General features: G+C 55.6%; 21 protein-coding genes. 10 read left to right on the forward strand and 11 right to left on the reverse strand.

Features of this window, described 5'->3' with window-relative positions; genetic code table 11:
- Window positions 1-3: 3 nt before the first annotated feature.
- Window positions 4-1,152 (reverse strand): glutamine-hydrolyzing carbamoyl-phosphate synthase small subunit, encoded by a 1,149-nt coding sequence (carA, locus tag ACMGG1_RS20950; protein WP_071844605.1) that lies wholly within the window; start codon window positions 1,150-1,152, stop codon window positions 4-6.
- Window positions 1,153-1,622: 470 nt separating this feature from the next.
- Window positions 1,623-2,444, reverse strand: coding sequence for a 4-hydroxy-tetrahydrodipicolinate reductase (gene dapB / locus ACMGG1_RS20955; protein WP_128865021.1), 822 nt, complete (start codon window positions 2,442-2,444; stop codon window positions 1,623-1,625).
- Between the two features lie 433 nt (window positions 2,445-2,877).
- Here dapB and ACMGG1_RS20960 point away from each other — a divergent pair, with 433 nt between their 5' ends.
- The 8 genes from ACMGG1_RS20960 (at window position 2,878) to ACMGG1_RS20995 (ending at window position 11,632) form a co-directional block, all read left to right on the forward strand.
- A complete protein-coding gene (locus ACMGG1_RS20960) occupies window positions 2,878-3,609 on the forward strand; it encodes a FadR/GntR family transcriptional regulator (protein ID WP_187962270.1) in 732 nt (243 codons plus the stop codon).
- A 100-nt stretch (window positions 3,610-3,709) separates the two neighbouring features.
- Window positions 3,710-4,612, forward strand: a complete 903-nt coding sequence (locus ACMGG1_RS20965; RefSeq protein ID WP_130016165.1) for a 2-dehydro-3-deoxygalactonokinase — start codon at window positions 3,710-3,712, stop codon at window positions 4,610-4,612.
- The gene (locus ACMGG1_RS20970) at window positions 4,609-5,256 is read left to right on the forward strand and encodes a 2-dehydro-3-deoxy-6-phosphogalactonate aldolase (RefSeq protein WP_122077118.1); all 648 of its coding nucleotides are present in this window, start codon (window positions 4,609-4,611) and stop codon (window positions 5,254-5,256) included. Before ACMGG1_RS20965 ends, ACMGG1_RS20970 begins: the two co-directional genes overlap by 4 nt.
- A gap of 73 nt (window positions 5,257-5,329) precedes the next feature.
- Window positions 5,330-6,760 carry a sugar porter family MFS transporter gene (locus ACMGG1_RS20975; protein WP_122077115.1) on the forward strand — a complete coding sequence of 477 codons (1,431 nt, stop codon included), beginning with the start codon at window positions 5,330-5,332 and terminating at the stop codon, window positions 6,758-6,760.
- Between the two features lie 34 nt (window positions 6,761-6,794).
- Complete coding sequence (locus ACMGG1_RS20980; protein ID WP_142815944.1) at window positions 6,795-8,195, forward strand: MFS transporter; 1,401 nt, start codon at window positions 6,795-6,797, stop codon at window positions 8,193-8,195.
- A 2-nt stretch (window positions 8,196-8,197) separates the two neighbouring features.
- A complete protein-coding gene (gene ilvD, locus ACMGG1_RS20985) occupies window positions 8,198-9,910 on the forward strand; it encodes a dihydroxy-acid dehydratase (protein ID WP_130016214.1) in 1,713 nt (570 codons plus the stop codon).
- Window positions 9,910-10,812, forward strand: coding sequence for a dihydrodipicolinate synthase family protein (locus ACMGG1_RS20990; protein ID WP_142815945.1), 903 nt, complete (start codon window positions 9,910-9,912; stop codon window positions 10,810-10,812). The genes ilvD and ACMGG1_RS20990 overlap by 1 nt, the downstream gene beginning before the upstream one ends.
- A gap of 40 nt (window positions 10,813-10,852) precedes the next feature.
- On the forward strand, window positions 10,853-11,632 hold the full coding sequence (locus ACMGG1_RS20995; RefSeq protein ID WP_308529877.1) for an SDR family NAD(P)-dependent oxidoreductase: 780 nt from the start codon (window positions 10,853-10,855) through the stop codon (window positions 11,630-11,632).
- Between the two features lie 45 nt (window positions 11,633-11,677).
- On the opposite strand, the gene ACMGG1_RS21000 is transcribed toward ACMGG1_RS20995, so the two are convergent.
- The 3 genes from ACMGG1_RS21000 to pvcA form a co-directional block, all read right to left on the reverse strand.
- Window positions 11,678-12,937: a glycosyltransferase gene (locus ACMGG1_RS21000; protein WP_414161463.1), complete on the reverse strand. Its 1,260-nt coding sequence runs from the start codon at window positions 12,935-12,937 to the stop codon at window positions 11,678-11,680.
- Window positions 12,938-12,957: 20 nt separating this feature from the next.
- Complete coding sequence (locus ACMGG1_RS21005) at window positions 12,958-13,821, reverse strand: TauD/TfdA dioxygenase family protein (RefSeq protein ID WP_128865025.1); 864 nt, start codon at window positions 13,819-13,821, stop codon at window positions 12,958-12,960.
- A 90-nt stretch (window positions 13,822-13,911) separates the two neighbouring features.
- Entirely contained in the window at window positions 13,912-14,877 is a 966-nt protein-coding gene (gene pvcA / locus ACMGG1_RS21010) for an L-tyrosine isonitrile synthase (protein ID WP_130016162.1), read from the reverse strand.
- A 213-nt stretch (window positions 14,878-15,090) separates the two neighbouring features.
- Between pvcA and ACMGG1_RS21015 the strand changes: the two genes are divergently transcribed.
- Entirely contained in the window at window positions 15,091-15,993 is a 903-nt protein-coding gene (locus ACMGG1_RS21015; RefSeq protein ID WP_240504893.1) for a LysR family transcriptional regulator, read from the forward strand.
- 306 nt (window positions 15,994-16,299) lie between these two features.
- Here ACMGG1_RS21015 and ispH read toward each other — a convergent pair whose 3' ends face one another.
- From ispH to ribF, 5 genes are all read right to left on the reverse strand, one after another.
- Window positions 16,300-17,253, reverse strand: a complete 954-nt coding sequence (gene ispH, locus ACMGG1_RS21020; RefSeq protein ID WP_020825154.1) for a 4-hydroxy-3-methylbut-2-enyl diphosphate reductase — start codon at window positions 17,251-17,253, stop codon at window positions 16,300-16,302.
- Window positions 17,234-17,704 carry an FKBP-type peptidyl-prolyl cis-trans isomerase gene (fkpB, locus tag ACMGG1_RS21025; RefSeq protein ID WP_046374547.1) on the reverse strand — a complete coding sequence of 157 codons (471 nt, stop codon included), beginning with the start codon at window positions 17,702-17,704 and terminating at the stop codon, window positions 17,234-17,236. Before fkpB ends, ispH begins: the two co-directional genes overlap by 20 nt.
- 1 nt (window position 17,705) lies before the next feature.
- On the reverse strand, window positions 17,706-18,215 hold the full coding sequence (lspA, locus tag ACMGG1_RS21030) for a signal peptidase II (protein ID WP_020825152.1): 510 nt from the start codon (window positions 18,213-18,215) through the stop codon (window positions 17,706-17,708).
- Window positions 18,216-21,032 (reverse strand): isoleucine--tRNA ligase, encoded by a 2,817-nt coding sequence (ileS, locus tag ACMGG1_RS21035; RefSeq protein ID WP_020825151.1) that lies wholly within the window; start codon window positions 21,030-21,032, stop codon window positions 18,216-18,218.
- 156 nt (window positions 21,033-21,188) lie between these two features.
- Entirely contained in the window at window positions 21,189-22,127 is a 939-nt protein-coding gene (gene ribF / locus ACMGG1_RS21040; RefSeq protein ID WP_020825150.1) for a bifunctional riboflavin kinase/FAD synthetase, read from the reverse strand.
- Between the two features lie 390 nt (window positions 22,128-22,517).
- On the opposite strand from ribF, the gene rpsT reads away from it, so the two are divergent.
- Window positions 22,518-22,778: a 30S ribosomal protein S20 gene (gene rpsT, locus ACMGG1_RS21045; RefSeq protein ID WP_012005147.1), complete on the forward strand. Its 261-nt coding sequence runs from the start codon at window positions 22,518-22,520 to the stop codon at window positions 22,776-22,778.
- A gap of 69 nt (window positions 22,779-22,847) precedes the next feature.
- Here rpsT and nhaR read toward each other — a convergent pair whose 3' ends face one another.
- Window positions 22,848-23,747, reverse strand: coding sequence for a transcriptional activator NhaR (gene nhaR, locus ACMGG1_RS21050; protein ID WP_004950031.1), 900 nt, complete (start codon window positions 23,745-23,747; stop codon window positions 22,848-22,850).
- Between the last annotated feature and the right edge of the window lie 67 nt (window positions 23,748-23,814).

The raw sequence follows: 23,814 nt of genomic DNA on the forward strand, positions 1-23,814 counted from the left end.
TGATTATTTGGCGTTAGAACGGTAAGTCTCAATCAGTTCGATAAAGTGATCGAACAGCGGCGCGGCGTCGTGTGGGCCCGGGCTGGCTTCAGGGTGGCCCTGGAAGCTGAACGCTGCTTTATCGGTGCGGTGAATGCCCTGCACCGTGTGGTCAAACAAGGATTTGTGCGTGACGCGCAGTTCGGCCGGCAGGTTGTTTTCGTCTACCGCAAAACCATGGTTCTGCGCGGTGATCATGACGCAGTCGTTATCCAGATCTTTTACCGGGTGGTTGCCGCCGTGGTGGCCAAGCTTCATCTTCACGGTTTTTGCACCGCTGGCCAGAGCCAGCAACTGATGGCCGAGGCAGATGCCGAACACCGGGATATCGGTTGTCAGGAACTGCTTGATGGCGGCGATGGCGTAATCGCATGGCTCCGGGTCACCCGGGCCGTTGGACAGGAAAATACCGTCCGGATCCATCTTCAAGACTTCATCCGCCGGGGTCTGTGCCGGCACCACCGTCAGGCGGCAGCCGCGATCCACCAGCATACGCAGAATGTTGCGCTTGGCGCCGTAGTCATAGGCCACAACGTGGAACGGCAGCTCAGAGGCCGGTTTGGCTTCCGGCAGGTCGCCTTCAAGCGTCCAACTGCCCTGCTGCCAGCTGTAGGCTTCCTGGGTGGTAACTTCTTTCGCCAGATCCATGCCTTTCAGGCCCGGGAAGGCTTTGGCCTTCGCTAACGCCAAGGCGGCATCCGGCGTGTCGGCGGCGATGATGCAGCCGTTCTGTGCCCCTTTCTCGCGCAGCAGGCGGGTCAGCTTGCGGGTATCGATATCGGCAATCGCCACGATGTTGTGACGCTTCAGGTAGTCAGACAGGCCTTCTTCGTTGCGATAGTTGCTGGCAATCAGTGGGAGGTCGCGAATGACGAGGCCTTGGGCGTGTACAGCGGAGGATTCTTCGTCGGAAGCATTGGTGCCGACATTGCCGATATGAGGATAAGTAAGAGTAACGATCTGGCGGGAGTAGGAAGGATCAGTGAGGATTTCTTGATAACCGGTCATCGACGTATTGAAGACCACTTCCCCCACTGCCGTACCCTCTGCCCCGATGGCCCGACCGTGGAATTGGGTTCCGTCTTCGAGAACCAATAGCGCTGACTTAATCAAAACACCCTCCAAGGAATAATCAATCACAATATTTGCATATTAATTCAGATATCACGATCTAAATCAATGCAAAAACCGCCCTCAAGGTCAATTTTTGGCAAATTGGGCGCATTTTAATGATGAGTGCTCCGCTTGTCTACCCAAAGCGCCATTTTTTCTCTTATTTTTGCACTTCTCGGCGTTTAATGGGGTCAGTAGCCATAAAAACACATCTAAACTCGGGTGAGTAAACGGTTGCGAGCTCTAAAGACAGAAAATAACAATTCCCAGGGCACTTTTCCAGGCAAGAGATACGTTGGAAGGGGAAAAAGCATCATAAATTAAAAGTTAACCACCAAAAATAGCAATCAACCAATAAAAACAACCTCAAACACATATTTATCATGTTAAAAAAAAGGACAATAAAATTATTGTCCGTTAATCATAGCACTATGATTAATACAGCCACATCACGATGGCATACAAATCAATTATAACTGGTCTAAACCGAGCACATCACGCATATCAAACAGACCTTTATCATGGCCTTTAAGCCATATCGCAGCCTTAACCGCACCACTGGCAAAAGTCATGCGGCTGGAGGCCTTATGGGTGATTTCTACCCGCTCACCGATGTCGGCGAACATGGCGGTGTGCTCGCCGACGATATCGCCAGCGCGAATAGTGGCAAAGCCAATGCTCTTCGGATCGCGTTCACCGGTATAACCTTCACGCGCATACACCGCGCACTCTTTCAGATCGCGCCCCAGCGCGCCGGCAATCGCCTCGCCCATCGCCAAAGCCGTCCCCGAAGGAGCGTCTACCTTATGACGATGATGCGCTTCAACAATCTCAATATCGGTATAGTCGCCCATCACCTGCGCGGCTTTTTCCAGCAGTTTTAACACCAGGTTCACGCCCACGCTGAAGTTGGCGGCGAAAACGATGCCAATCTGCCCAGCTGCGGCGCGGATGGCTTCCTTACCCGCATCATCGAAACCGGTGGTGCCAATCACTACGGCTTTTTTGTGCTCAACGCAGAAAGCCAGGTACGCCAAGGTGCTTTCCGGACGGGTGAAGTCGATCAGGATATCGAAATCGTCGGCCACTTTTTCCAGGCTGTCGCTGACGGTTATGCCCAGCGCACCAATGCCCGCCAGTTCACCGGCGTCGGTCCCAATCAGGCTTGAACCTGGGCGCGATACTGCCGCCCCCAAAACCACGCCCTGCGCCTGATGTACCGCCTGGATCAATTGGCGGCCCATACGGCCGCCGGAACCCGCAATCGCAATGCGGATGGGTGAATCAGTCATACTTGCTCTCTTGTTGATTGATTTCATTACCCTAAATAATTGGAGCTGTATCAAGGCGGCAAGCGAGCTTATCCCAATGAGCTTACTTCAGTAAGTGATTCGGGTAAGTGAGCGCAGTCAACACAGATACAGCTTCAAGTATGACGGGTATATCGGTTCAGGGTAACTGCCTCGTCCTATCATCGCCAGAGGATTCATTTCATAATTAGAAAATTATGATATCCCCCACTTTTCATCAGTAATGCTGTCAATGGGTTAACAATCAGGCCGATCAACGCCCATTGACGATTGTACATAAACATGCAATTTGAACCGGTGAAATTTGCATGAAAAAACGCTCGTTTTCTTCATTCAAACCGGCACAGGTACCACCCGCACGCCGCTTAGCTTAGTATAGGGCGCAACTGCCGCTTTAATTACCTGAGAACCACGGATGAAAACCGCGCAAACCACCATATCGGAAACCCTGACGCAAGATTTGGCCCGCCGCATCATCAGTGGCGATCTGCCGCCTGGGCTGTCGCTGCCGGGGGAGAATGAATTGGCCTTGCAGTATTCGGTTTCACGCACTTCGGTACGTAACGCGTTGCAGGTGCTGGCGGCGAAGGGGTTGATCTCCATTCAGGCCAAGAAGCGCAGTACCGTCAATGCCCGCGAACAATGGAGCTTTTTGGATCCTGACGTACTGAGCTGGTTGGCGGAAGGCAGTCTCGACCAACAACTGGTCGAACAATTGATGGTTACCCGTCTGATCTTTGAGCCGAATATCGCGGCATTAGCGGCCGTTAACGCCACCGGTCATGACCTGGCCGCGCTGGAAGATGCTTGCAAACTCATGTCACAAGGGCAACAGCAGGCCAGTCGCCAACTCTTCGAGCAGGGCGATATGGCATTTCACCTTGCCTTGCTGGGCGCCAGCCACAATCCTTTTTTGCATTCATTGGGCAGCGCACTTTCCGCGGCCATGGCGCTCTCTTTCCAGCAAACGCTGGAAGAAGATATCCGGCTGACCAAAAATGCGGTTGAAGAGCACCAACAATTGCTGGAGGCCATTCGCTTCAAACAGGTAGAAACCGCACGCCAGCGCATGCGTGTCATTCTGCTCAATGCGGCCAAAAAGAATCACTGGCAGCAGCAACCGGAAATGTTCGCCCACATCCTCTAAAAATCCCTCTTTGCTGTAATTTCGATCGCCCTCACAGATCCTGAGCAATTTTCGCTCTAGCATTCTTGTATGACAAGACTGAATGATTTGTATTACCTGAATGAATAACAACTGGATTGGTATCGATTGGGGCACCACTAACTTCCGCGCTTTTTTAATGTGTGGGGAGCAATGCCTAAGTAACCTCAGCCATCCCTGCGGGTTGCTGGCCGTGGAAAAAAACCGGTTTGCCGACACCCTGCATACCTTATTACAGCCCTGGTTAGTCGAACATGGCGCTTTGCCGGTGGTCATGGCCGGCATGGTGGGATCACAACAGGGGTGGCATGAGGTTGCCTACATAACCCAGCCGTGCGGCATGAAAAGTTTGGCGGCCGAGGCCATGAAATTCACCACTGACTGGGGTAGCCCAGCGTGGATCATTCCCGGCGTTCAGGGGCTGGGGCTGGCTCAGCAGCCTGAAGTGATGCGAGGAGAAGAAGTGCAGCTGCTCGGTTTGGCCAGACGACATCCAGCGGCGCAATGCCTGGCAATTTTACCCGGAACCCACAGCAAGCATGTTCAGTTGAATCAGGGAGAAATCGGCCACTTCTCAACCTTTATGACCGGCGAACTGTTCTCGTTGCTCTGCCGGCACTCCATTTTGGGCAACGCCCTGCCGGAACAACAGGAGGACGCGCAGGCGTTCATCCTCGGGGCCGATACGGCACGCAGCGGTGCCCCCCTCAGCCACCTGATTTTCTCGGCACGTACCCGCCGCCTCAGCGGTGAAATCGCCGCGGCAAATATACACAGCTACCTTTCCGGCTTGTTGATCGGTAATGAGCTTCAGGCGCTGCCCGCGCACCAGCCCATCTGGGTTGTCGCCAGCCCCCCGCTGGTTGCGCGCTACCAAATGGCGGCGGAACCCTTGGGCCTGTCATTGCGCGCCACGGATGGCGATAGCTGCTTTATCAACGGATTAAGTCAACTGTATCCCCTACTACAAGGAACCGCCCAATGAGCCCAGAGATCTTCCTCCAACAGTGGCAGCAACAGCCGCTCCCCCTGGTCGCTATTTTGCGTGGCATCACGCCTGAGGAGGCTGAGCCCGTCGCCGAAATTCTGCTGGACTGCGGCTTCCGCTTTCTGGAGGTACCGCTTAATAGCCCCACCCCGTACGACTCTATCCGCGTGATCAGGAAAACCGTCGGCGACAGGGGTTTTGTCGGCGCCGGCACCGTACTGAACGTCCAGCAGGTTGAAGAGGTGGCCAAAGCCGGGGGACAACTGATTATTTCTCCCAATACCGACGCCGCGGTGATCGGCCATTCCCGTTATTTGAATCTGATCAGCATGCCCGCCGTGGCCACCCCTTCCGAAGCCTTCTGCGCCCTTGCCGCCGGAGCCAGCGGATTGAAGCTGTTCCCGGCAGAAAGTATTACCCCAGCGGTAACCAAGGCGCTGCGTGTCGTGCTTCCCCAAAGGCTGGTTTGCTTGCCGGTAGGGGGGATCCAACCGGATCCCCTGCAGATGCGCGCCTATATCCAGGCGGGCAGCAACGGGTTTGGGCTGGGAGGCGGACTCTATCAACCCGGCATCAGCCTGGCGGCATTACGTCAACGCGCGCTGGCCTATCAGGCCGCCTGGCAACATTGCGTGGAATAGCTATTTGCCCACTGCGACGTTGCCGATGCTTGTATAAAAATAAATATAACGCATTGAATTAAAAGGTGTTGTTATGAATAAATCATCTATTCCCGCAAAAACAAACCGCCAAACCCTGCAGGTTTGCTTTCTTGCCGCGTTAGCCGGTTTGCTGTTCGGCCTGGATATGGGGGTGATCGCCGGTGCGTTGCCGTTCCTAGCAAACGAATTTAGCCTCTCGAGCCAACAGCAGGAAATCGTCGTCAGCATCATGATGTTCGGCGCCGCGCTGGGGGCCCTGAGCAGCGGGCCTATGTCCTCCCATTTGGGCCGTAAAAAAAGCTTGTTGTTAGGTGCGGTTTTGTTCGTCGTCGGCTCGATCGGCTGCGCCGTGGCCCAAAATCTAGAAGTGCTGGTGATTTCCCGCTTTATCCTGGGATTAGCCGTGGGCATAGCCTCGTTCACTGCGCCGCTGTATCTGTCGGAAATCGCTCCAGAGCGCATTCGCGGCAGCATGATTTCTCTCTATCAGTTGATGATTACCATCGGAATTTTGGCCGCCTTCCTGTCTGATACCGCATTCAGTGCTGGCGGACACTGGCGCTGGATGCTGGGCATCATCACCTTCCCGGCGCTGGTGCTATTTATCGGCGTACTGACACTGCCGGAAAGCCCACGCTGGTTGGCGATGAAGGGGCGCGGTGAATTGGCCGGCAAGGTCTTGCAACTGTTACGCAATTCGGATGCCGAGGCTCGCGACGAACTCAACCAAATCCGTGAAAGCCTGCAAATGAAGCAACGAGGCTGGCAGCTGTTTCGCCACAATGCGCACTTCCGCCGCTCCACCTACCTGGGCGTTCTGCTGCAATTTATGCAGCAGTTCACCGGCATGACGATCATCATGTATTACGCCCCCAAGATTTTTGAAATCGCCGGTTTCGCCACCACCCGCGAGCAAATGTGGTGCACCGTGATAGCAGGCCTGACCAATGTTCTGGCCACCTTTATCGCGATCGCGCTGGTCGATCACTGGGGTCGTAAACCGATCCTCAAACTCGGCTTCAGCCTGATGGCAATCTGCATGGCGACGCTCGGTTATATGTTTTATATCGGCATCGGCAATCCCACGGAACAATACGCCGCAGTGACGGTGCTGCTGATCTTTATCATAGGTTTCGCCATGAGTGCCGGCCCATTGATTTGGGTACTGTGCTCCGAAATCCAACCGCTGGCCGGACGAGACTTTGGCGTCACCTGCTCCACCATGGCCAACTGGATTGCCAACATGATTATTGGTGCCACCTTCCTGACGCTGATCGACAACCTCGGCAGCGCCGGGACTTTCTGGCTTTACGCGCTACTCAATCTGCTATGCATCGTACTGACGTTATGTTTCGTACCGGAAACCAAAAATATCTCCCTTGAATGCATCGAAAAAAATCTGATGCAGGGTGCCTCCCTGCGCCATATAGGCAGGCCACCCCAGCCCAAGACTACCGACCATTCCTTGAATACGCCGGCATAACCCGGCTAATAAAAATAAATCAGAGGAAACCATCATGAAGCTGACCACGGAAAATCCAACGGCGGAACAGGCCGCTGAAACGCGGGTGTACGGTAAAATTACTCGCCGTCTGATCCCTTTCCTGATTTTGTGCTATTTCTTCGCCTATTTGGACCGCGTTAACGTCGGGTTCGCCAAGCTGCATATGCAGGATGCCCTGAGCTTCAGCGATACCGTCTATGGTCTCGGTGCCGGCATTTTCTTCATCGGCTATTTTATTTTTGAGCTGCCAAGCAACCTGCTGATGCAACGCTTCGGGCCGCGTTTTTGGATTGCCCGCATCATGGCTACCTGGGCGATCCTGTCCGCGGCCATGATGTTTGTCACCACGCCAACCACCTTCTATGTATTGCGTTTCCTGCTTGGCGTGGCCGAAGCCGGCTTTTTCCCCGGCATCGTGTTCTATTTAACGCTGTGGTTCCCTTCATGGCGTTCCGCCCGCACGCTGGGGCTGTTCATTCTGGTTACACCACTGTCGGTGATTATCGGCAGCCCGCTTTCAGGTTTGATCCTCAAACTGTTCGAAAATGTCGGCGGTTTACACAACTGGCAGTGGCTGTTCCTGGTCGAGGCCATTCCCTCTTTCGTACTGGCCTTTGTGGTACTGCGTTACCTGGATAACAACGTGGACGAAGCCAAATGGCTCACCGTCGAAGAAAAACAGATCGTGCAAACCGATCTGGCCAAGGATCGTGCCAACCGGGATCGGGCGGCGAACGGCAAAGCGTCCCACAGCCTGAAAGAGATGCTGGCTAACCGCTATGTCTGGTTGCTGGCGCTGATTTTCTTCAGTTTCAACGTCGGTTATTACGGCGTCAGCTTCTGGCTGCCTTCCATCATCAAGACTTCGGGTATCAGCGACGATCTCCAAATCGGCCTGCTGGCAGCCCTACCCTACGTGTTTGGCGCGGCATTTATGATATGGAACAGCCGCCATTCCGATCTGAAACAGGAACGTCGCTGGCATATTGCCATTCCGGCAGTGATTGGCTGTATCGGCCTGACGTTGAGCGCTTACTGCAGCGGCTCCACCTTCTGGATGATGACGTGGATCTGCGTAGCGATGTCCGGCACCCTGGCGCTGATCCCTACCTACATCAGCCTGCCCGGCACCCTGCTTTCCGGCACCGCCGCCGCTGCCGGTATTGCTCTGGTGAATTCTGTCGGCAACCTCGCGGGTTTCTTCGGCCCCACGGTTCTCGGCTGGCTGAAAGATCAAACCGGCCAGACCGACAGCGGCCTGTACATTCTGGCGGGCTTCCTGCTGCTCTGTGCGCCGTTGATTTTCATGCTGCCTGCCAAGCTGGTCTCCCCCGGCAAAACCCATGGCATGCATGACCAAGATGTTGCTCAGCCTGACGCTGAGGATCCTTTAAATATCACTGAGAGATTTTAATGATGAGCGGATGTGGAACCTGTGGCAGCAGCGGTTGCGGCTCGCATTTCAACCCTATTCTGGAGGGCGATGACGGCGCTCTGAAGCGTGCGCTATACAAATCCATGGGGCACAGCGACGAACAACTGCGCCGTCCGGTGATCGCCGTGGTCAACAGCTATACCAACGCGACGGCCGGCCACGCCAATCTGAATGAGCTGACGGCCAAGGTATTGCAGGGCATTGAAGAAGCCGGCGGGGTCGGCATGGTGTTCGGCACTATCGCTCCCTGTGACGGTATCGCCGAAGGGCATCTCGGCATGCGCTACATTCTGGCCGCTCGTGAAGTGATCACCGCCTCCATCGAAGTGATGATGCGTGCCCATCGTTTCGACGGCATGGTGTTGCTTGGCTCCTGCGACAAAATTGTCCCCGCCATGCTGATGGCGGCGGCACGGCTGGATATTCCGGCCATCATGGTTAACGGCGGGCCGATGTACCCGGCTGAATATAAAGGTAAACACTGGGACGGCAACATCGTCACCGAGGCCATCGGTTGGAAGATGCGTGGCGAAATCGATGAGGCGGAATTTGCCCATATCGAAAATATCGCCGAACCCGGCCCGGGCTCCTGCACTATGTACGGCACCGCCAACACCATGTGCTGCATCGGTGAAGTACTGGGTATGAGCCTGCCGGGCAGCAGCACGCTGCCGGCGGTTTCGGCCGAACGCCGCGAGTGCGCTATCGAAACCGGGCGCACCGCGGTGGAACTGGTATTGAATGGCGTCAATGCCCGCCAAATTATCACCGCCGAGTCGATCCGCAATGCGGTGATCTACCTGCTGGCCACCGGCGGCTCCACCAATGCCATCCTGCATCTGCAAGCCATTCATTACGAAGCGGAACTGGGCCATCTGCCGCTGTCCATCTTCGATGAGTTGAGCCACCAGGTACCGCTGGTTGCCTCGCTCTACCCGGCCAGTGAACATGACATGATTGATTTTTGGGAAGCGGGTGGCGTCCCGGCAGTAGAGCTTGAGATTGCCAAACTGCTCGATCTCAACGCGTTAACCGTCACCGGCAAAACCAAAGCTGAACTGCTGGCGGAAACCCGGCCAAGCCGCCGCCCGGAAGTCATCCATACCCTGGCCATTCCGGTGCGGAATGAAGCTGGCGTTGCCGTACTGCACGGTAATTTGTCACCGTTAGGCTGCGTGGTGAAGCCTGCGGCTGTGCCGGAAAATTTGATGCGCTTCCGGGGGCCCGCCGTGGTGTTCAACAGCGAGCAGGAGTCCGTCGAGGCGATTATGTCCGGCCAGATTAAACCGGGTAGCGCCCTGGTCTTGCGCTATGAAGGGCCTAAAGGTGGCCCCGGAATGCCGGAAATGTATAAGCCGATGAAATCGCTGGAAGGCATGGGCCTGGCTGACAGTTGCGCTCTGATCACCGACGGCCGTTTCTCCGGCTCCAACCGCGGGCTGTTTGTCGGCCATATCTCGCCTGAAGCGGTGGACGGCGGCGAGCTGGCATTGGTGCAAGACGGTGACGAAATATCCATCGATATTCCCGCGCGTACTCTTACGCTGCACGTTGACGAGACGATGTTGGCGCAGCGGCGCCAAAACTGGCAACCCGTGGACAAAGAAGTGCCGCGCGGCTTCCTGCGTTTATATCGTCGCTGGGCTTTACCTGCTGCGCAGGGTGCCGTACTGGCCGATCGGGAGGAGGAATAATGGGCCGTTACCAAGCTATCGACATTGAAGGGGTCAACCCTATCGTCGCAATGCCGTTCAAGGCCAATGGCGAAATCGACCCGCTGAGTTTTACCCAGTTGCTGGAGCATCTGGCAGCAACCGGCGTTCAGGGAATGACGTTGTTTGGCATCGCCAGCGAATTCCCGAAGCTCGAGGAGCCTGAGCGTGAACGCCTGGCGGAGATATTTATCAGCGAACTGGCAGGAGCCCCGCTGTTTCGCGCTATCTCGGTCACCGATCACAGCAGCGAAGTCGCCGTCAAACGCGCTCGTCATTATCAAGCTCTGGGCGCCGACGCTTTGATGCTGCTGCCCCCCTTTTTCCTTCAACCCAGCCCACAGGCGATCCAGCAGCACATTTTCGCCGTTCTGGAGGCCGTAGACATCCCGGTAATGGTGCAATACGCGCCGAGTGAAACCGGTTTGCCGATCACCCCGCAACAATTGGCCGACGTGGCAGCCCGCTATCCCCATGCGGTGTTCAAAATTGAATGTAATCCGCCGGTGGAATACACCAAAGAATTTCTGCAACTGGCTCCCCAGGCCAACGTTCTGAACGGCTATGCCGGGCTTTATATGTTGCAGATGTTGGCGGCGGGCGGCAAAGGCGTGATGCCGGGTTGCTCGTTCAGCGAGATGTACCTGCGTATTTATCGCCATTGGCAGGCCGGTAAAGTGGAACAAGCGAATAGGCTGCATCAGGCATTGTTGCCTTACATCCAACGCTGGATGAGCCACTGCGAATACATCATTCAGATCGAAAAGACCATCCTGCAACGACGCAATATCATCGCTACCGATTACTGTCGCCACCCCGGTTGGCAACTGACCGCTGATGATCACCTTATGATCGCGCAGTTTTTAAGCCAGTTTTCTCTGTAGCCAAGACGGCCGCTTGATCGCGGCCCTTTCGGAGGTCTATATGCTACCCCACCAATCCGGGCGTGTAGCCATCGTCACTGGCGCCAGTCAGGGCATAGGGCTGGCTATCGCCAAAACCTTTCTCGCTAACGGCGATACCGTGATGGGGTGCGCCTATCCCAGCCTGGAGAATGCGCCGCAGGCCCGACAATTATTGGCCGATTACCCACAGCATTTTTTCTATTCTTCGGTCGACGTCACCCAGACCGCCGAGATTAAACGCTTTGTCGCGAATGCTGAACAACAATGCGGACGCATCGACATCGTGGTTTCCAACGCTGGGAAAAACGTCTTCAAAGGCATTGATTGCGAAGAAGAAGACTGGACCCACAATTTCGATCTCAACCTGCGCTCGCACTGGTATCTGGCGAAATGCGCCCGCCCGGCATTGACCAAAAGCCATGGCGTGATCCTGGTGATCACCTCCAACCACGCATTTTCCACCATGCCTGGCTGTGCGCCCTACAACATCAGCAAACGGGCGCTGCTGTCATTGGTGCAAAGCCTGGCTATTGAGTGGGGTCCGACGATCCGCACGCTGGGTATTGCCCCTGGCTTTATCGATACCGAAGGCAATCAAGCCTGGTTCGACGCCCATACTGACGCCAAACTGGCGCGAGAGAAAACCGTTAAGAAACATCCGGTCGGTCGCCTTGGCCGCCCCGAGGAAGTCGGTGATTTATGCCTGTTTCTTGCCAGCGATGGTGCGGGATTTATCGCCGGCACCACAATTGTGATGGATGGGGGACGCAGTGCCATTATGCAAGACGACGACCGATAGCGGAAGACACAAAGAGGGGGCAAAAGCCCCCGTGATAAAAGCGACTCAAGCGGTTAACGCCGCCACCTCTTCGGCAATCGCCGCCAGCGCATCATGGCAGGCGTAATCGGCCTGAACCCATGCCGCGTGCTGTCGGTAGGCCGGTTGCGTCAGGATCTGCTGCACGGCATGACGCAGCTGCGATTCGTCCGGATTGCTGGTGTGCAGATTAATGCCACAGCCAGCTGCCACCACCCGAGCAGCCGCCTCGAGCTTGTCCTCGCCGGTACCGGCAATAATCAACGGCACGCCCTGATCCAACGCGTAGTTGATCGAACCGTAACCGCCGTTGGTGATCAGCACTGCGGCCTGCGGCAGCCAGCGTTCGAAAGAGATAAACTCCCGCACTCTGGCATTGTCCGGCAGCCGATCCAACAGCCCGTCGACCGAACGCCCCCCGGTGGTCGCCAGCACCCGTACCGGTAACTGTGCCAACGCCTTCAGCGTCGGAACAATCAACTGATGCAGATCGACATTCGCCAACGTGCCCTGGCTGACAATCACCAGCGGCCGTTGGTCCGTCTCATCCCAGAGGGCTTCGCTCGGCTGTTGTATCGGGGCGCTGCGCAACGGGCCAATAAATCGCACGCCGGCCGGCAAATCGTCACGCCGATATTCCAGCGCAGGGGTCGCCAGTTGCAAGAAACGATCGCAACCGCCGATCAAGGCATCGCTAAAGGGTTGGTGCAGCGGCCTGCCACCGGATTGCGTCATCGCGGCGTCAAAACTCTGCTGCACCTCATCAATCAAGGCACGCGTGGCGTCATCCACCAGCTGTTCGCGACGTAGCTCCCGCGGCAACAGCGCCGGAGGAATGCGCGGCCCGTAGAAGATGGAATCTTCAGACGAGAATGACAGCGGCGTTACGCCGATACCGATAACCGGAGGGCGTTCTTCCGCCTGCAGCAGCGGCAATACCCCGTAGAAACAGTTTTCCACCATCAGCAGATCGGTAGCCTCGGCGGCGATCACCGTACGCAACTGTTGATTCAGCAACGGGATTGGAGCGGCGAAAAAGTCTTTCAACGCCAGCGCCATCTGCACATTGCCCGGCGGCAGTGCAGCGCGTTCAGGAAAGTGTTCCTCGAGATAGCGATAGTCGAAATCGACCTTGGGATCGAAGGCAACAAACTTCGCCCCTATCGCCTCCGCACGTTCACGGAACAACGCGCCGGTCATCACCCGAACCTGGTGCCCTTGCGCAATCAGGTACCGGGCAATGCCCAGCATCGGGTAAACGTGACCGGGCGTTGCCACGGCGGTCATCAGAATACGTGCCATAACTCTTAAGCCTCTGCGTTGGCCGGTTTCAGCGCCAGATTGGCGCACACCGGGTTGCTCTGTATATGAACCCGTTGTAAATGGCGGGCCGAGCGGGCGGTAAAGCCTTCACGCCCGTGCAGCAGCGAGAAGTTATCTGCGATCACCACATCACCCTGCTGCCACTGGTGGGCGTAATAGTGGCGCGGATCGTAGAGATGCTGCTGCAGAGTCTGATGGAACGCTTCCTGCTGATCTTCCGGCACCCCGTGATATTCCAGCGCATGCTGGTTGAGGAATTTCTTCCCTTCTGTCGGCGGTTCGTTGTAGCGCATGATCAGCCCACTACCGCTCGGGTGCGTCACCACCAGCGGCGAACACACCTCACCACCGTAGTGCACCACCTGCTTGATACGGTATGAGATAGACACCGTCAGCCACTGAGCCAGCTGCGACTCATCGGCATTGGCCAGCAGGCGCGTAGTATCGACAAAGGTAGTGCAACCGCCTTCATCCTGCGAGGGCGCGGCTACACAGTGAAACAGCTGGAATTCCGGGATGGTCGGTTTATACATGCCGTCCCAGTGCAGCGGCACATAGCTGCTGTCGAAAATATGGTCCTTGGCGTCTGGATGTTCTTTCACATCCAGCACCGCGCCGAAGGGCCACATCATGATCTCACCCCAATTGCCGGCATAACGGGTCAATACCCGCGGATCGGTAAAACCCGAATCGAAGCCGCGCAGCACCAACAGGTGATGCTGCTGTGCCAACGTCCGCAGCGCCGCTACCGGCAGCTCGCTGATGGATTGCCCCGGGTGTTCAGGGGTCAATACGGCGCCAAAGGGGCTATTGAGTTCAATACGGCAGTTCAATTGTTGATTGTCCATCGGTGACTCTCCTTGAAGCAAATTTGCTGCTCACACGGCAACCGTGCCGTTAAAAGACGCTCGCCAAGATAGCGGGCGTAAGGTGGTGCATTACACCGCTTGAGGTTGTTCAATCAGGTAATGGCTTGGCGTACCGCGGATCGCCACCAATTCGCCCTCTAACTCCTGAGCGTCTTTGCGTTTCATCAGTACGAACTGTCCGTTGACGTTAGCCGCGACGCCGTGCCACGGTGTCAACCAGTCGTCCTTGGTTGGCATCATATGAATGCCTATTTTCAGACTGTCGGCAGGCTGCGGGTGGATCGACAAGCGGATCGCCGCCGGAAAATGCTGAGCCAGCAGGTTACCCCAGGCCCAGCTGCGTTGGATCACGCCGCAGGCCCGCAGCTTGGCGTCTTTCTGCAGCGCGGCATTCGAGCCGCTGTAGCCCGGCAGTTGACTGTCTTCATACAGGAAGCGGGTAATGGCGCGGTACAGTTGCAGCCCCTGCTCGCTTTCCATCAGCTGTTGTTTGATTGCCGACTCCGATTCGGCATAACCGTCGACCAGCAACTGGCGCAGCAAGTCGTAGTCGTCGGTGTGTTCCGCCAGCCCTTCCACGTCCCCCAGGTTGAACACGCTCAGGTGCGTGGCCCCAACCTCATGCAGCAGAGTTTCAATTTCGCGCTGATAGTGGTTGATGGCATCGTCACTGACGCGGATTAAATCGCCGAAGACATGACCATCCGAACAGATGACAATATGCGCACCCGGCGGATAATAAAGCTGAATACGCTGGCAGAGGGAATTAAGGAATATCAACGATAAGCGTTCCGCCATATCGGGTACCGCACCGATCACCTTATTAGTATTGGGTGATTTTGTCGGAAAGGCCGGCAGTACAAACTCAATCCGCCGTTGTTGTTCAATGAATGCCCGAATGCGCGGTAATTGCACCTGAGTAACGAGCAGCTCTTCCTCGGAGTTTGATGTTTCCATTCCTGGAAAACGACGCCGATATTGCAATAGCTCATGAAGGATCTTTAACGATATTTTTTCAATACGGGCACTGTCCACAATTAACTCCTGTTCAGATTATGGCGCAGGTGATTTATTCACAAACGCAATAAGACTTTTCGAAAAAAGAGGCATCACCAGGGAATAATACTCACTGCTGATATTTATCTGCTTCAGGCAATATAGAAGAGATGGTGCTATATTATTAGCCCGTATAATTAACAATCTTGGTTAAGTTGAACTTAACAAACTATGAGTAATATTCTAAAACGCATGGCCATTTTTTCTAAAGTTGTCGATTGCGGCGCGTTCAGCATGGCAGCCAAGGAATTAGGCATTACCACCTCTGCCGTCAGCCAGCATATCCGCCTGTTGGAAAACGAACTCGGCATTCAATTACTTCTGCGTTCCACTCGCTCACTGAGCCTGACCGAAGCCGGGCTCTGTTTTTATGAAGATTGCGTTTTAATGCTGCATGCTGCCGAGCGGGGGCAACAACGTATCGCCGCCCTGCGCGGCGAACTGAGCGGTGAATTGCGCGTCGCGACCTCTACCGAGTTCGCCACTCACTATCTGGTGCCTGCACTGCAAAGCTTCCTTGATGAACACCCGCGCATCACGCTGAGGCTGGAGATCCACGACGAGAAAATCGACCTGATAGGCCAGCGTATTGATCTGGCGATCCGTGGCGGTGTATTGGCTGATTCCAGTTACGTTTCTACCCGCCTTGCGCGCTTTCGTGAGGTATTATGTGCATCACCAGCCTACCTTGCGGGACATGGTATTCCCGAGAGCCCACAAGCGTTAACCCGGCATCAATGGGTGACTTTTACCCCCTTGGGCAACCCGCAATTTGTTCGCCTGCTCCACCACAACGGCGATGAACATCGGCTACGAATGACCGGGCGTCTATTTACCAATAACGGTATGGCCATGAAAGAACTGGCGCTGGCGGGCAAAGGGATCATCCGTAATTTCTTTGTCAATGTTGAGCGTGAATTACACAATGGCGATTTGGTGGAAATCCTGCCTGAATGGCGATTACCAGAGATTAATTGCTATGCAATTATGCCGCGACGGGACAGCCAACCTTTAAAAGTTCGCCGTTTGCTTGAGCATATGAAAATCCATCTGCAGCAAAAGGAGAAAAATTCTTTAAACCAGTTTCGAACTTAATTAAATAAACAGTGTCTGCAACGACAATTAATTTAGTTATTTAACCTCTCAGCCCTTTGCTGACCAACACCAGACTTTATTTAGATTGCAGACTAATGATATTAGTCTTAATAACTTTATTACTGCCTATATAAGCACTTCATTTTTCATTAACTCAAATTGTCAGAACAAATTTGACTTTAAATAACAGAAAATTTGAATTACATCCTATTCCTTCCTCTCGATCTAATATTGCCCCCCGTCCCCCGATCCACAAATGCAAAACGGGGAGCCTAAGCTCCCCGTTCATTTATTTACCACTGTGGCCTAGTCAACCTGCCGGATATCGACCCGCAGCTCTTTTGGCACTTCAAACACGATATTCTCTTCACGGCCGCTGACTTCATGGACGTTAAGGCCGCCCAAGGCTTTCAGACGAGCGATCACGTCCTGTACCAGCACGTCAGGGGCGGACGCACCGGCGGTAACGCCGATGTTACTCGCGTTCTTCAGCCAGGCTTCCTGAATATCCGCGGCGGAATCAATCAGGTAGGCCGGCTTGCCAACGCGCTGAGCCAGTTCAGCCAGACGGTTGGAGTTGGATGAGTTCTTCGAGCCCACCACTAACACCACGTCCGCATCCCCGGCCAGGTTCCGTACCGCTTCCTGGCGGTTGGTCGTGGCATAGCAGATGTCGTCCTTACGTGGCCCGATGATGCTCGGGAAGCGCTTGCGCAAGGCGTCGATCACGTCAGAAGTGTCATCCACCGACAGCGTGGTTTGCGTCATAAAGCACAGGTTGCTTTCATCCTTCACCTGCAGCTTCCACACGTCGTCCGGCGACTCAACCAGATACATGCCCCCCTTCGGGTTGCTGTACTGGCCCATGGTGCCTTCCACCTCCGGGTGGCCGGCATGGCCAATCAGGATCGCCTCAGTGCCACGACGGCTGGCGCGCGCCACCTCCATATGCACTTTGGTTACCAGCGGACAAGTTGCGTCAAACAGCATGGTCAGATCGCGCGCCTTGGCTTCCGCCCGTACCGCTTGGGAAACCCCATGCGCCGAAAAGATCAGAATCGACCCATCCGGCACTTCACCGATCTCCTCAATAAACACCGCCCCGCGCTCGCGCAGGCTGTCCACCACATAGCGGTTATGCACCACTTCGTGGCGTACATAGATAGGCGCACCGTAAATTTCCAGTGCGCGCTCTACTATACTGATCGCACGATCAACCCCGGCGCAGAAGCCACGTGGGTTAGCCAGCAATATTTGCATGCGTCTCCTCCTGCACGGGATCAATCTCCAGCACTTCAATATCGAAGCTCACCGGATGGCCCGCCAGCGGATGGTTGAAATCAACGGTAATCGAATCTTCCGCCACTTCACGCACCACGCCCGGCATTTCACTGCCGTCGACGGCGGTAAACAGCATGATGGTGCCCACATCCGGTACCCCAGTCTCCGCGAAATCGCGACGTGAGAAGTACTGGACCAGGTCCGGGTTCTCTGCACCGAATGCGGCTTCCGGCTGCAAGGTAAAGGCGCACTTGTCGCCCGCACGCAGGCCAATCAACTCCGCTTCCAGCGGTGCCGATAGGCTGCCGTCACCCAGACGGAACAGCGCCGGTTTGCCGCTGCTGCGGGTAGATTCTGCGGTCGAACCGTCTTCCAATTTCAGCGTGAAGTGAACCAGCACTGCGCTGCTACCGTTAACCTGAGCCGTCATATTACTCACCTTTACTCTTTGCGCTTTTGCTCGCCGGCGACAAGAAGCCTTCCAACACGATCATCGCCGCCCCCACGCAGATAAAGCTATCCGCCAGATTGAAGGTCGGGTAGTGCCAGTCGCCTACGTAGAAGTCGATGAAATCGACCACGAAACCGTGCCACAGGCGATCGAACAGGTTGCCGAGCGCCCCGCCGATGATAAAAGCATAGGCAATATTGTTCAGCTTTTGCTGTGCCTGACTGCGGTACATCATCACCAACAGCACCGCAACGATAGCGACGGCGATGCCGGCAAAGAACCAGCGCTGCCAGCCGCCGTGATCGGCGAGGAAGCTGAAGGCGGCGCCGTAATTGCGCGCATAAAACAGATTGAACGACGGGATCAGCGGCTGGGACTGGCCCAGCACAAAGTTACCGAGGATCCACTGTTTGCTGGCGAAATCCAGTACCAACACCACCACCACCAGCCACAGCCAGCGCAGACCGGTCGAACAGATTGGTTTACTCATTTAGGCAAACTTACGCTTTTCGCCGTCACCGGCTACGTTGATCACACAGCGGCCGCAAAGATCTGCATGCTCCGCCACCAGGCCGATATCGGTGGTGTAATGCCAGCAGCGCGGGCACTTCTCACCTTCTGCGGTGCTGAAGGCAATTTTCAGACCTTTCACCAATTCTGCTGTTTGTGCATCCGCCGGCGCATCGGCCAGTGGAGCAACGCGCGCCGCCGAGGTCAGCAACACAAAGCGCAGCTCATCCTGCAGACTGTTAAGACGTTCGGCCAGTTCGGTATCGGCATACAGCGTGACCGCCGCTTCCAGAGAACCCCCCAGGCGTTTGTCGGCACGTGCCTGTTCCAGCACCTTGTTCACTTCGCCGCGCACTTTCAGCAGCTCGGCCCAGAAGGCGTCGTTCATGCCTTCACCTTCGGCCAAACCGAAGAGACCGTCGTACCACTCTTCAGTGAACACGTACTGCGCACGTTTGCCTGGCAGGAAGCTCCAGATTTCATCGGCGGTGAACGACATGATCGGCGCCATCCAGCGAACCAGCGCTTCCGCGATGTGGAACAATGCGGTCTGGCAGCTGCGGCGAGCAACGCTGTCGCTCTTCGCGGTGTACTGACGATCCTTGATGATATCCAGATAGAAGGAGCCCATCTCGACCGAGCAGAACTGCATCAGGCGCTGCACTACTTCATGGAAGTCATAGTTGGCGTAAGCCTGTTCGATATCCTTCTGCGCCGCCAGTGCACGGCCCACCGCCCAGCGATCCAGTACCACCATGTCTTCCGGGGCCACGCAATCGGTGCTTGGCTCAAACCCGTTCAGGTTGGCCAACAGGAAACGCGCGGTGTTACGGATACGACGATAAGAATCGGCAGAACGCTTGAGGATCTCGTCGGACACCGCGATTTCACCGGTGTAGTCGGTAGACGCCACCCACAGGCGCAGGATGTCGCCACCCAGCTTGTTCATCACGTCTTGTGGACTGACGGTGTTGCCGATGGACTTGGACATCTTGCGGCCCTGACCGTCAACGGTGAAACCGTGGGTCAGCACTTCTTTGTATGGCGCCTTGCCCTTCATCGCGGTGGAAATCATCAACGATGACATAAACCAGCCGCGGTGCTGATCGGAGCCTTCCAGATACATGTCGGCACCGTGGCCCTGGAATTCCGGACGTACGTCAACCACGGAAGAGTGGGTAGAACCGGAGTCGAACCACACGTCCAGGGTGTCTGGCACTTTGACGTAGTCGGCAGCATCCGCGCCGAGAATATCGGCAGCGTCCAGATCCCACCAGGCTTGAATGCCGTCTTGCTCAACGCGCTTCGCCACTTCTTCCATCAGCTCAACGCTACGTGGGTGCAGTTGTTCAGTGTCTTTGTGCACAAACAGCGACATCGGCACGCCCCAGGTACGCTGACGCGAAATACACCAGTCCGGGCGATTGGCCACCATGGTTTCGATACGTGCCTGGCCCCATTCCGGGATCCACTGCACGCCTTTGATCTCTTCCAGCGACTGCTGACGCAGGCCTTTCTGGTCCATGCTGATGAACCACTGTGGCGTTGCACGGAAGATGATCGGCGTTTTGTGGCGCCAGCAGCATGGATAGCTGTGAACCAGTTTTTCAACGTGCAACAGTGCGCCTTTCTCACGCAGCAGGTCTACGATCAGATCGTTGGCCTTGAAGACAAACTTGCCGTCCAGCAACGGATGAGTGCCGGTCAGGTAGCAGCCGTTTGGCCCTACCGGGTTGGCAATCTCCAGACCGTATTTCTGGCTGATGACAAAGTCATCCGGACCGTGGCCACCGGCGGTATGGACCGCACCGGTACCGGCATCCAGCGTGACGTGTTCGCCCATGATCGCCGGTACGTCGAAGCCCATGAACGGGTGTTCGAAACGCATCAACTCCAGATCGGCGCCTTTGCAGCTGCCCAGCACGGTCCATGAGCTGATACCGGCGCGCTTCATCACGCTTTCTACCAGCTCAGCCGCCAGGATCAGGCACTGGCCTTCGACCTGCACCAGTTGATAAGCAAATTCAGGGTGCAAAGAGATCGCGCGGTTAGCCGGCAAGGTCCACGGCGTGGTGGTCCAGATCACCAGAGAAACCGGACCGTTGAAGCTGGTGACGCCAAATTTGGCCGCCACGGCAGCCGCGTCAACCGCGTGGAAAGCCACATCGATCGACGGCGAAGTCTTGTCGTAATATTCCACTTCCGCTTCCGCCAGCGAAGAGCGGCAGTCGGTACACCAGTGCACCGGCTTGGCGCCTTTCAGCAGGTGGCCGTTGTCGATGATTTTGCCCAACGCGCGGATGATATTGGCTTCGGTTTTGAAGTCCATGGTCAGGTACGGGTGATCCCAGTCGCCCAACACGCCCAGACGGATAAAGTCTTTTTTCTGGCCTTCAACCTGCTCAGCGGCGTACTCACGGCACTTCACACGGAATTCCGCGGCGGTGAGTTTCTCACCCGGTTTGCCGTACAGTTGCTCAACTTTCAGTTCGATCGGCAGGCCATGGCAGTCCCAACCCGGAACGTAAGGCGAGTCGAAGCCGGACATCCCTTTCGACTTGATAATAATGTCTTTGAGAATCTTGTTAACCGAGTGACCAATGTGAATGCTGCCGTTCGCATACGGAGGGCCGTCATGCAAAATGAAGGATTTTTTGCCCTTTTTGGCAGTACGAATAATCCCGTACAGATCCTGTTCATACCAACGTTGCAGCATGCCAGGTTCACGCTTGGCCAGATCGCCGCGCATCGGGAACCCTGTTTCCGGCAAGTTCAGGGTATTCTTGTAGTCACTCATGAGATTCTCGTTTCCGTTTTCGGCTATTTACCCGTCACACTTCAAGCTGCATCTTTGTTGGCTGCCCTTTCTTACCCGAATCACTTGCCTGTGCAAGCTCATCGGGGTTCGCGCGGTTGCCGCCACGATGCCACTCGAATTGTTTAGGGTAAACGATTAAACCAGTGTTTTTAACCCGAAAAACTTTCGGGCCGTCACCACATCATTGGCGATTTGCTGCTTCAGGGCATCGAGCGAAGCAAAACGCTGTTCATTGCGCAATTTCGCGCGGAGCACCACGTCTATATGGCGCCCGTAAAGATCCATTGTGACATCCAGCAGGTGGACTTCCAGCTGCTGACGCACACCGGCAACGGTTGGGCGCGTGCCGATATTGGCTACGCCAGGGAGCGGCTCAGGCCCCAGACCATAAACTTCTACCGCATAAACCCCTTTCACCGGGGCAACCAGGCGCTTCAGCGGCAGGTTGGCGGTCGGGAAGCCGATAGTGCGACCCAGCTCATCGCCGTGCACCACCCGACCAGAAATGCTGTACGGGTGGCCCAGCAGCGTCTCCGCCTGCGCCAGGTCGTCATCGCGCAGCGCATTGCGGATCGCCGTGCTGCTGATGCGTTGATCGCCCTCGCGGAAGGTCGGCGTGCTGATCACCTCAAAGCCGTATTCTTTCCCGGCTTTTTGCAATAGCGGAAAATCGCCCTGGCGGGTAGCGCCAAAGCGAAAATCATCCCCGACCATCAGGAATTTCACGCCCAGTTTTTCCACCAGCAGGTCGGCGACGAACGCCTGTGCCGTGTTGGCGGCAAAACGCGGATCAAACTTGACGCACAGCAGGTAATCAACGCCCGCCTGCGCCAGGTATTTGGCCTTGTCACGCAAACGCGTGAGACGGGCCGGTGCCTTGTCCGCTGCAAACATTTCCAGCGGCTGCGGCTCAAAGATCATGACCATCACTGGCAGCCCGAGGCGTTGCCCCTCTTGTTTCAGCTGCTCCAGCAACGCTTGGTGACCGCGGTGTACGCCGTCAAAGTTGCCGATGGTGAGCACGCAACCATGGTGGCGTGCCCGGATATTGTGAATGCCGCGAATTAGCTCCATAGCTGGCTCAAAACAGTGGAAATCGCCGGATTATACCTTGTACAGCGGTTAAGGTTAACCCGCGATTGGTGCCTTTATGTAATAGACATACCATACCGGAGATAATCTGCAGGTGAAACGCCCTAACCGCAGTTTATCCGGCGTCATCCGGGTGATTACCGACTGCGGCCAATGGGTTGCGACCACCGTGGCAAATCATTGGTGAATTTTCTCGCGAAAGACTGTATTCCCATGACCGAAGCTGGTAAAATCCTGCGCCATCACAACGTAGCAAGTGCCGCCCGTACAAACGGCGCTTATTTGCACAAATTCATTGACAAACGCAGGCTAAAAGGGCATATTCCTCGGCCTTCGAATTGTCCTCAATAGAATATATTTGGGAGTTGGACCTTGGCTAATATCAAATCAGCTAAGAAGCGCGCCGTACAGTCTGAGAAGCGTCGTAAGCATAACGCTAGCGGCCGCTCAATGATGCGTACCTACATCAAGAAAGTAGAAGCTGCTATCGCCACTGGCGACAAAGAAGCTGCGCAAGCTGCTTACGCTGTAATGAAACCAATCGTGGACCGCAAGGCTGCTAAAGGCCTGATCCACAAAAACAAAGCAGCACGCCATAAGTCAAACCTGTCGGCGCGCATCAACGCTTTGTAATAAGCATCGTGTTGTCTGCTTGAAAAAAAACCGGCTCAGGCCGGTTTTTTTACGTCTGCGCTACCCGGTCTAGTAGGCAAACAGCGCAGAGAAGTCCTTGTTGCACACCCGCTGTACCGCCGGATGCTGGATCATGCGCTCGGCAAAGATGATGTAGTACTCTTCCTGCACGCTATCAATACGTCCAATCTCCACCACGTCATCGTCGTTATAGGTATCTTGCGCATACAGCGTCGGAGCAACGAAGATCGCGTTGTGGTACATGCCAAAGGTTTTCATCAGGGCCGCATCGTCAAACTCGCCCAGGATTTCTACCTGAATGCCTTGGGTGTTAAACCAGTTAAGCAATTTACGTCCCAGCATCGAACGTCGGCCAGGGATCAACAATTTGCGCTGTTCCAGGCAGGCGGGGAACGGCAGGTCCGGCGCCGGCTGACGACAGAAGAAGCTGATGCCGCACTCACCCAGCTTGAGTGAAAACAGCCCTTCCTGCTGGCTGGAATCCACCGGGCAGTCTGACAGGATCATATCGAGCTTATGCTGGCTGAGCTGCTCCAGCAGCATCTCATGCGTCGACTCAAAGCAACGCAGGTGAATTTGCTCATTATCCACCACCACCGCCGTTTCCAGCACCTGGCTCACCAAACGCTTGGACAGCGCATCCGCCACCCCAACGTCGAACAGCAGGTTGGATTCCTTGCGATAGTTGACGATATCCAGCATTTCCTGGCTGAGCATAAACATCTTGTCGGCATAGCGGAACACCAGCTGCCCCAATTCAGAAGGCACCAGCCCACGCCCCTGCCGCTTGAACAGCTTGCCGTCCAAACGCTCTTCCAGCGCTTTGATCTGGCCTGTGATGGTCTGCGGCGTCAGAAACAACGCTTCGGCGGCGCCGACCACAGAACCTTCCTTGCAGACCTGCCAGAAGTAGTAAAGGTGATTAAAGTTGATATGCGACATCCTCACGAGGTGCTCTCCTTAACATTTCATCGCGGCGAACTTTCGACCGTGACGAGCGACTAATGTCCTTTCC

Source organism: Serratia sp. BNK-12, assembly GCF_047456085.1.
Classification (GTDB): domain Bacteria; phylum Pseudomonadota; class Gammaproteobacteria; order Enterobacterales; family Enterobacteriaceae; genus Serratia; species Serratia liquefaciens.

Bases quoted from the DNA above. Each gene is read 5' to 3' on its own strand.
- ACMGG1_RS20990 (WP_142815945.1), top strand. From the start codon at position 9,910: ATGGGCCGTTACCAAGCTATCGACATTGAAGGGGTCAACCCTATCGTC.
- ACMGG1_RS20960 (WP_187962270.1), top strand. From the start codon at position 2,878: ATGAAAACCGCGCAAACCACCATATCGGAAACCCTGACGCAAGATTTG.
- ACMGG1_RS20995 (WP_308529877.1), top strand. From the start codon at position 10,853: ATGCTACCCCACCAATCCGGGCGTGTAGCCATCGTCACTGGCGCCAGT.
- ribF (WP_020825150.1), bottom strand. From the start codon at position 22,127: ATGGAGCTAATTCGCGGCATTCACAATATCCGGGCACGCCACCATGGT.
- ACMGG1_RS21000 (WP_414161463.1), bottom strand. From the start codon at position 12,937: ATGACCGCCGTGGCAACGCCCGGTCACGTTTACCCGATGCTGGGCATT.
- lspA (WP_020825152.1), bottom strand. From the start codon at position 18,215: ATGAGTAAACCAATCTGTTCGACCGGTCTGCGCTGGCTGTGGCTGGTG.
- ileS (WP_020825151.1), bottom strand. From the start codon at position 21,032: ATGAGTGACTACAAGAATACCCTGAACTTGCCGGAAACAGGGTTCCCG.
- ACMGG1_RS20970 (WP_122077118.1), top strand. From the start codon at position 4,609: ATGAGCCCAGAGATCTTCCTCCAACAGTGGCAGCAACAGCCGCTCCCC.
- ACMGG1_RS20975 (WP_122077115.1), top strand. From the start codon at position 5,330: ATGAATAAATCATCTATTCCCGCAAAAACAAACCGCCAAACCCTGCAG.
- ilvD (WP_130016214.1), top strand. From the start codon at position 8,198: ATGAGCGGATGTGGAACCTGTGGCAGCAGCGGTTGCGGCTCGCATTTC.
- dapB (WP_128865021.1), bottom strand. From the start codon at position 2,444: ATGACTGATTCACCCATCCGCATTGCGATTGCGGGTTCCGGCGGCCGT.
- fkpB (WP_046374547.1), bottom strand. From the start codon at position 17,704: ATGACGGCTCAGGTTAACGGTAGCAGCGCAGTGCTGGTTCACTTCACG.
- ACMGG1_RS21015 (WP_240504893.1), top strand. From the start codon at position 15,091: ATGGCCATTTTTTCTAAAGTTGTCGATTGCGGCGCGTTCAGCATGGCA.
- ACMGG1_RS21005 (WP_128865025.1), bottom strand. From the start codon at position 13,821: ATGGACAATCAACAATTGAACTGCCGTATTGAACTCAATAGCCCCTTT.
- ACMGG1_RS20965 (WP_130016165.1), top strand. From the start codon at position 3,710: ATGAATAACAACTGGATTGGTATCGATTGGGGCACCACTAACTTCCGC.
- ispH (WP_020825154.1), bottom strand. From the start codon at position 17,253: ATGCAAATATTGCTGGCTAACCCACGTGGCTTCTGCGCCGGGGTTGAT.
- ACMGG1_RS20980 (WP_142815944.1), top strand. From the start codon at position 6,795: ATGAAGCTGACCACGGAAAATCCAACGGCGGAACAGGCCGCTGAAACG.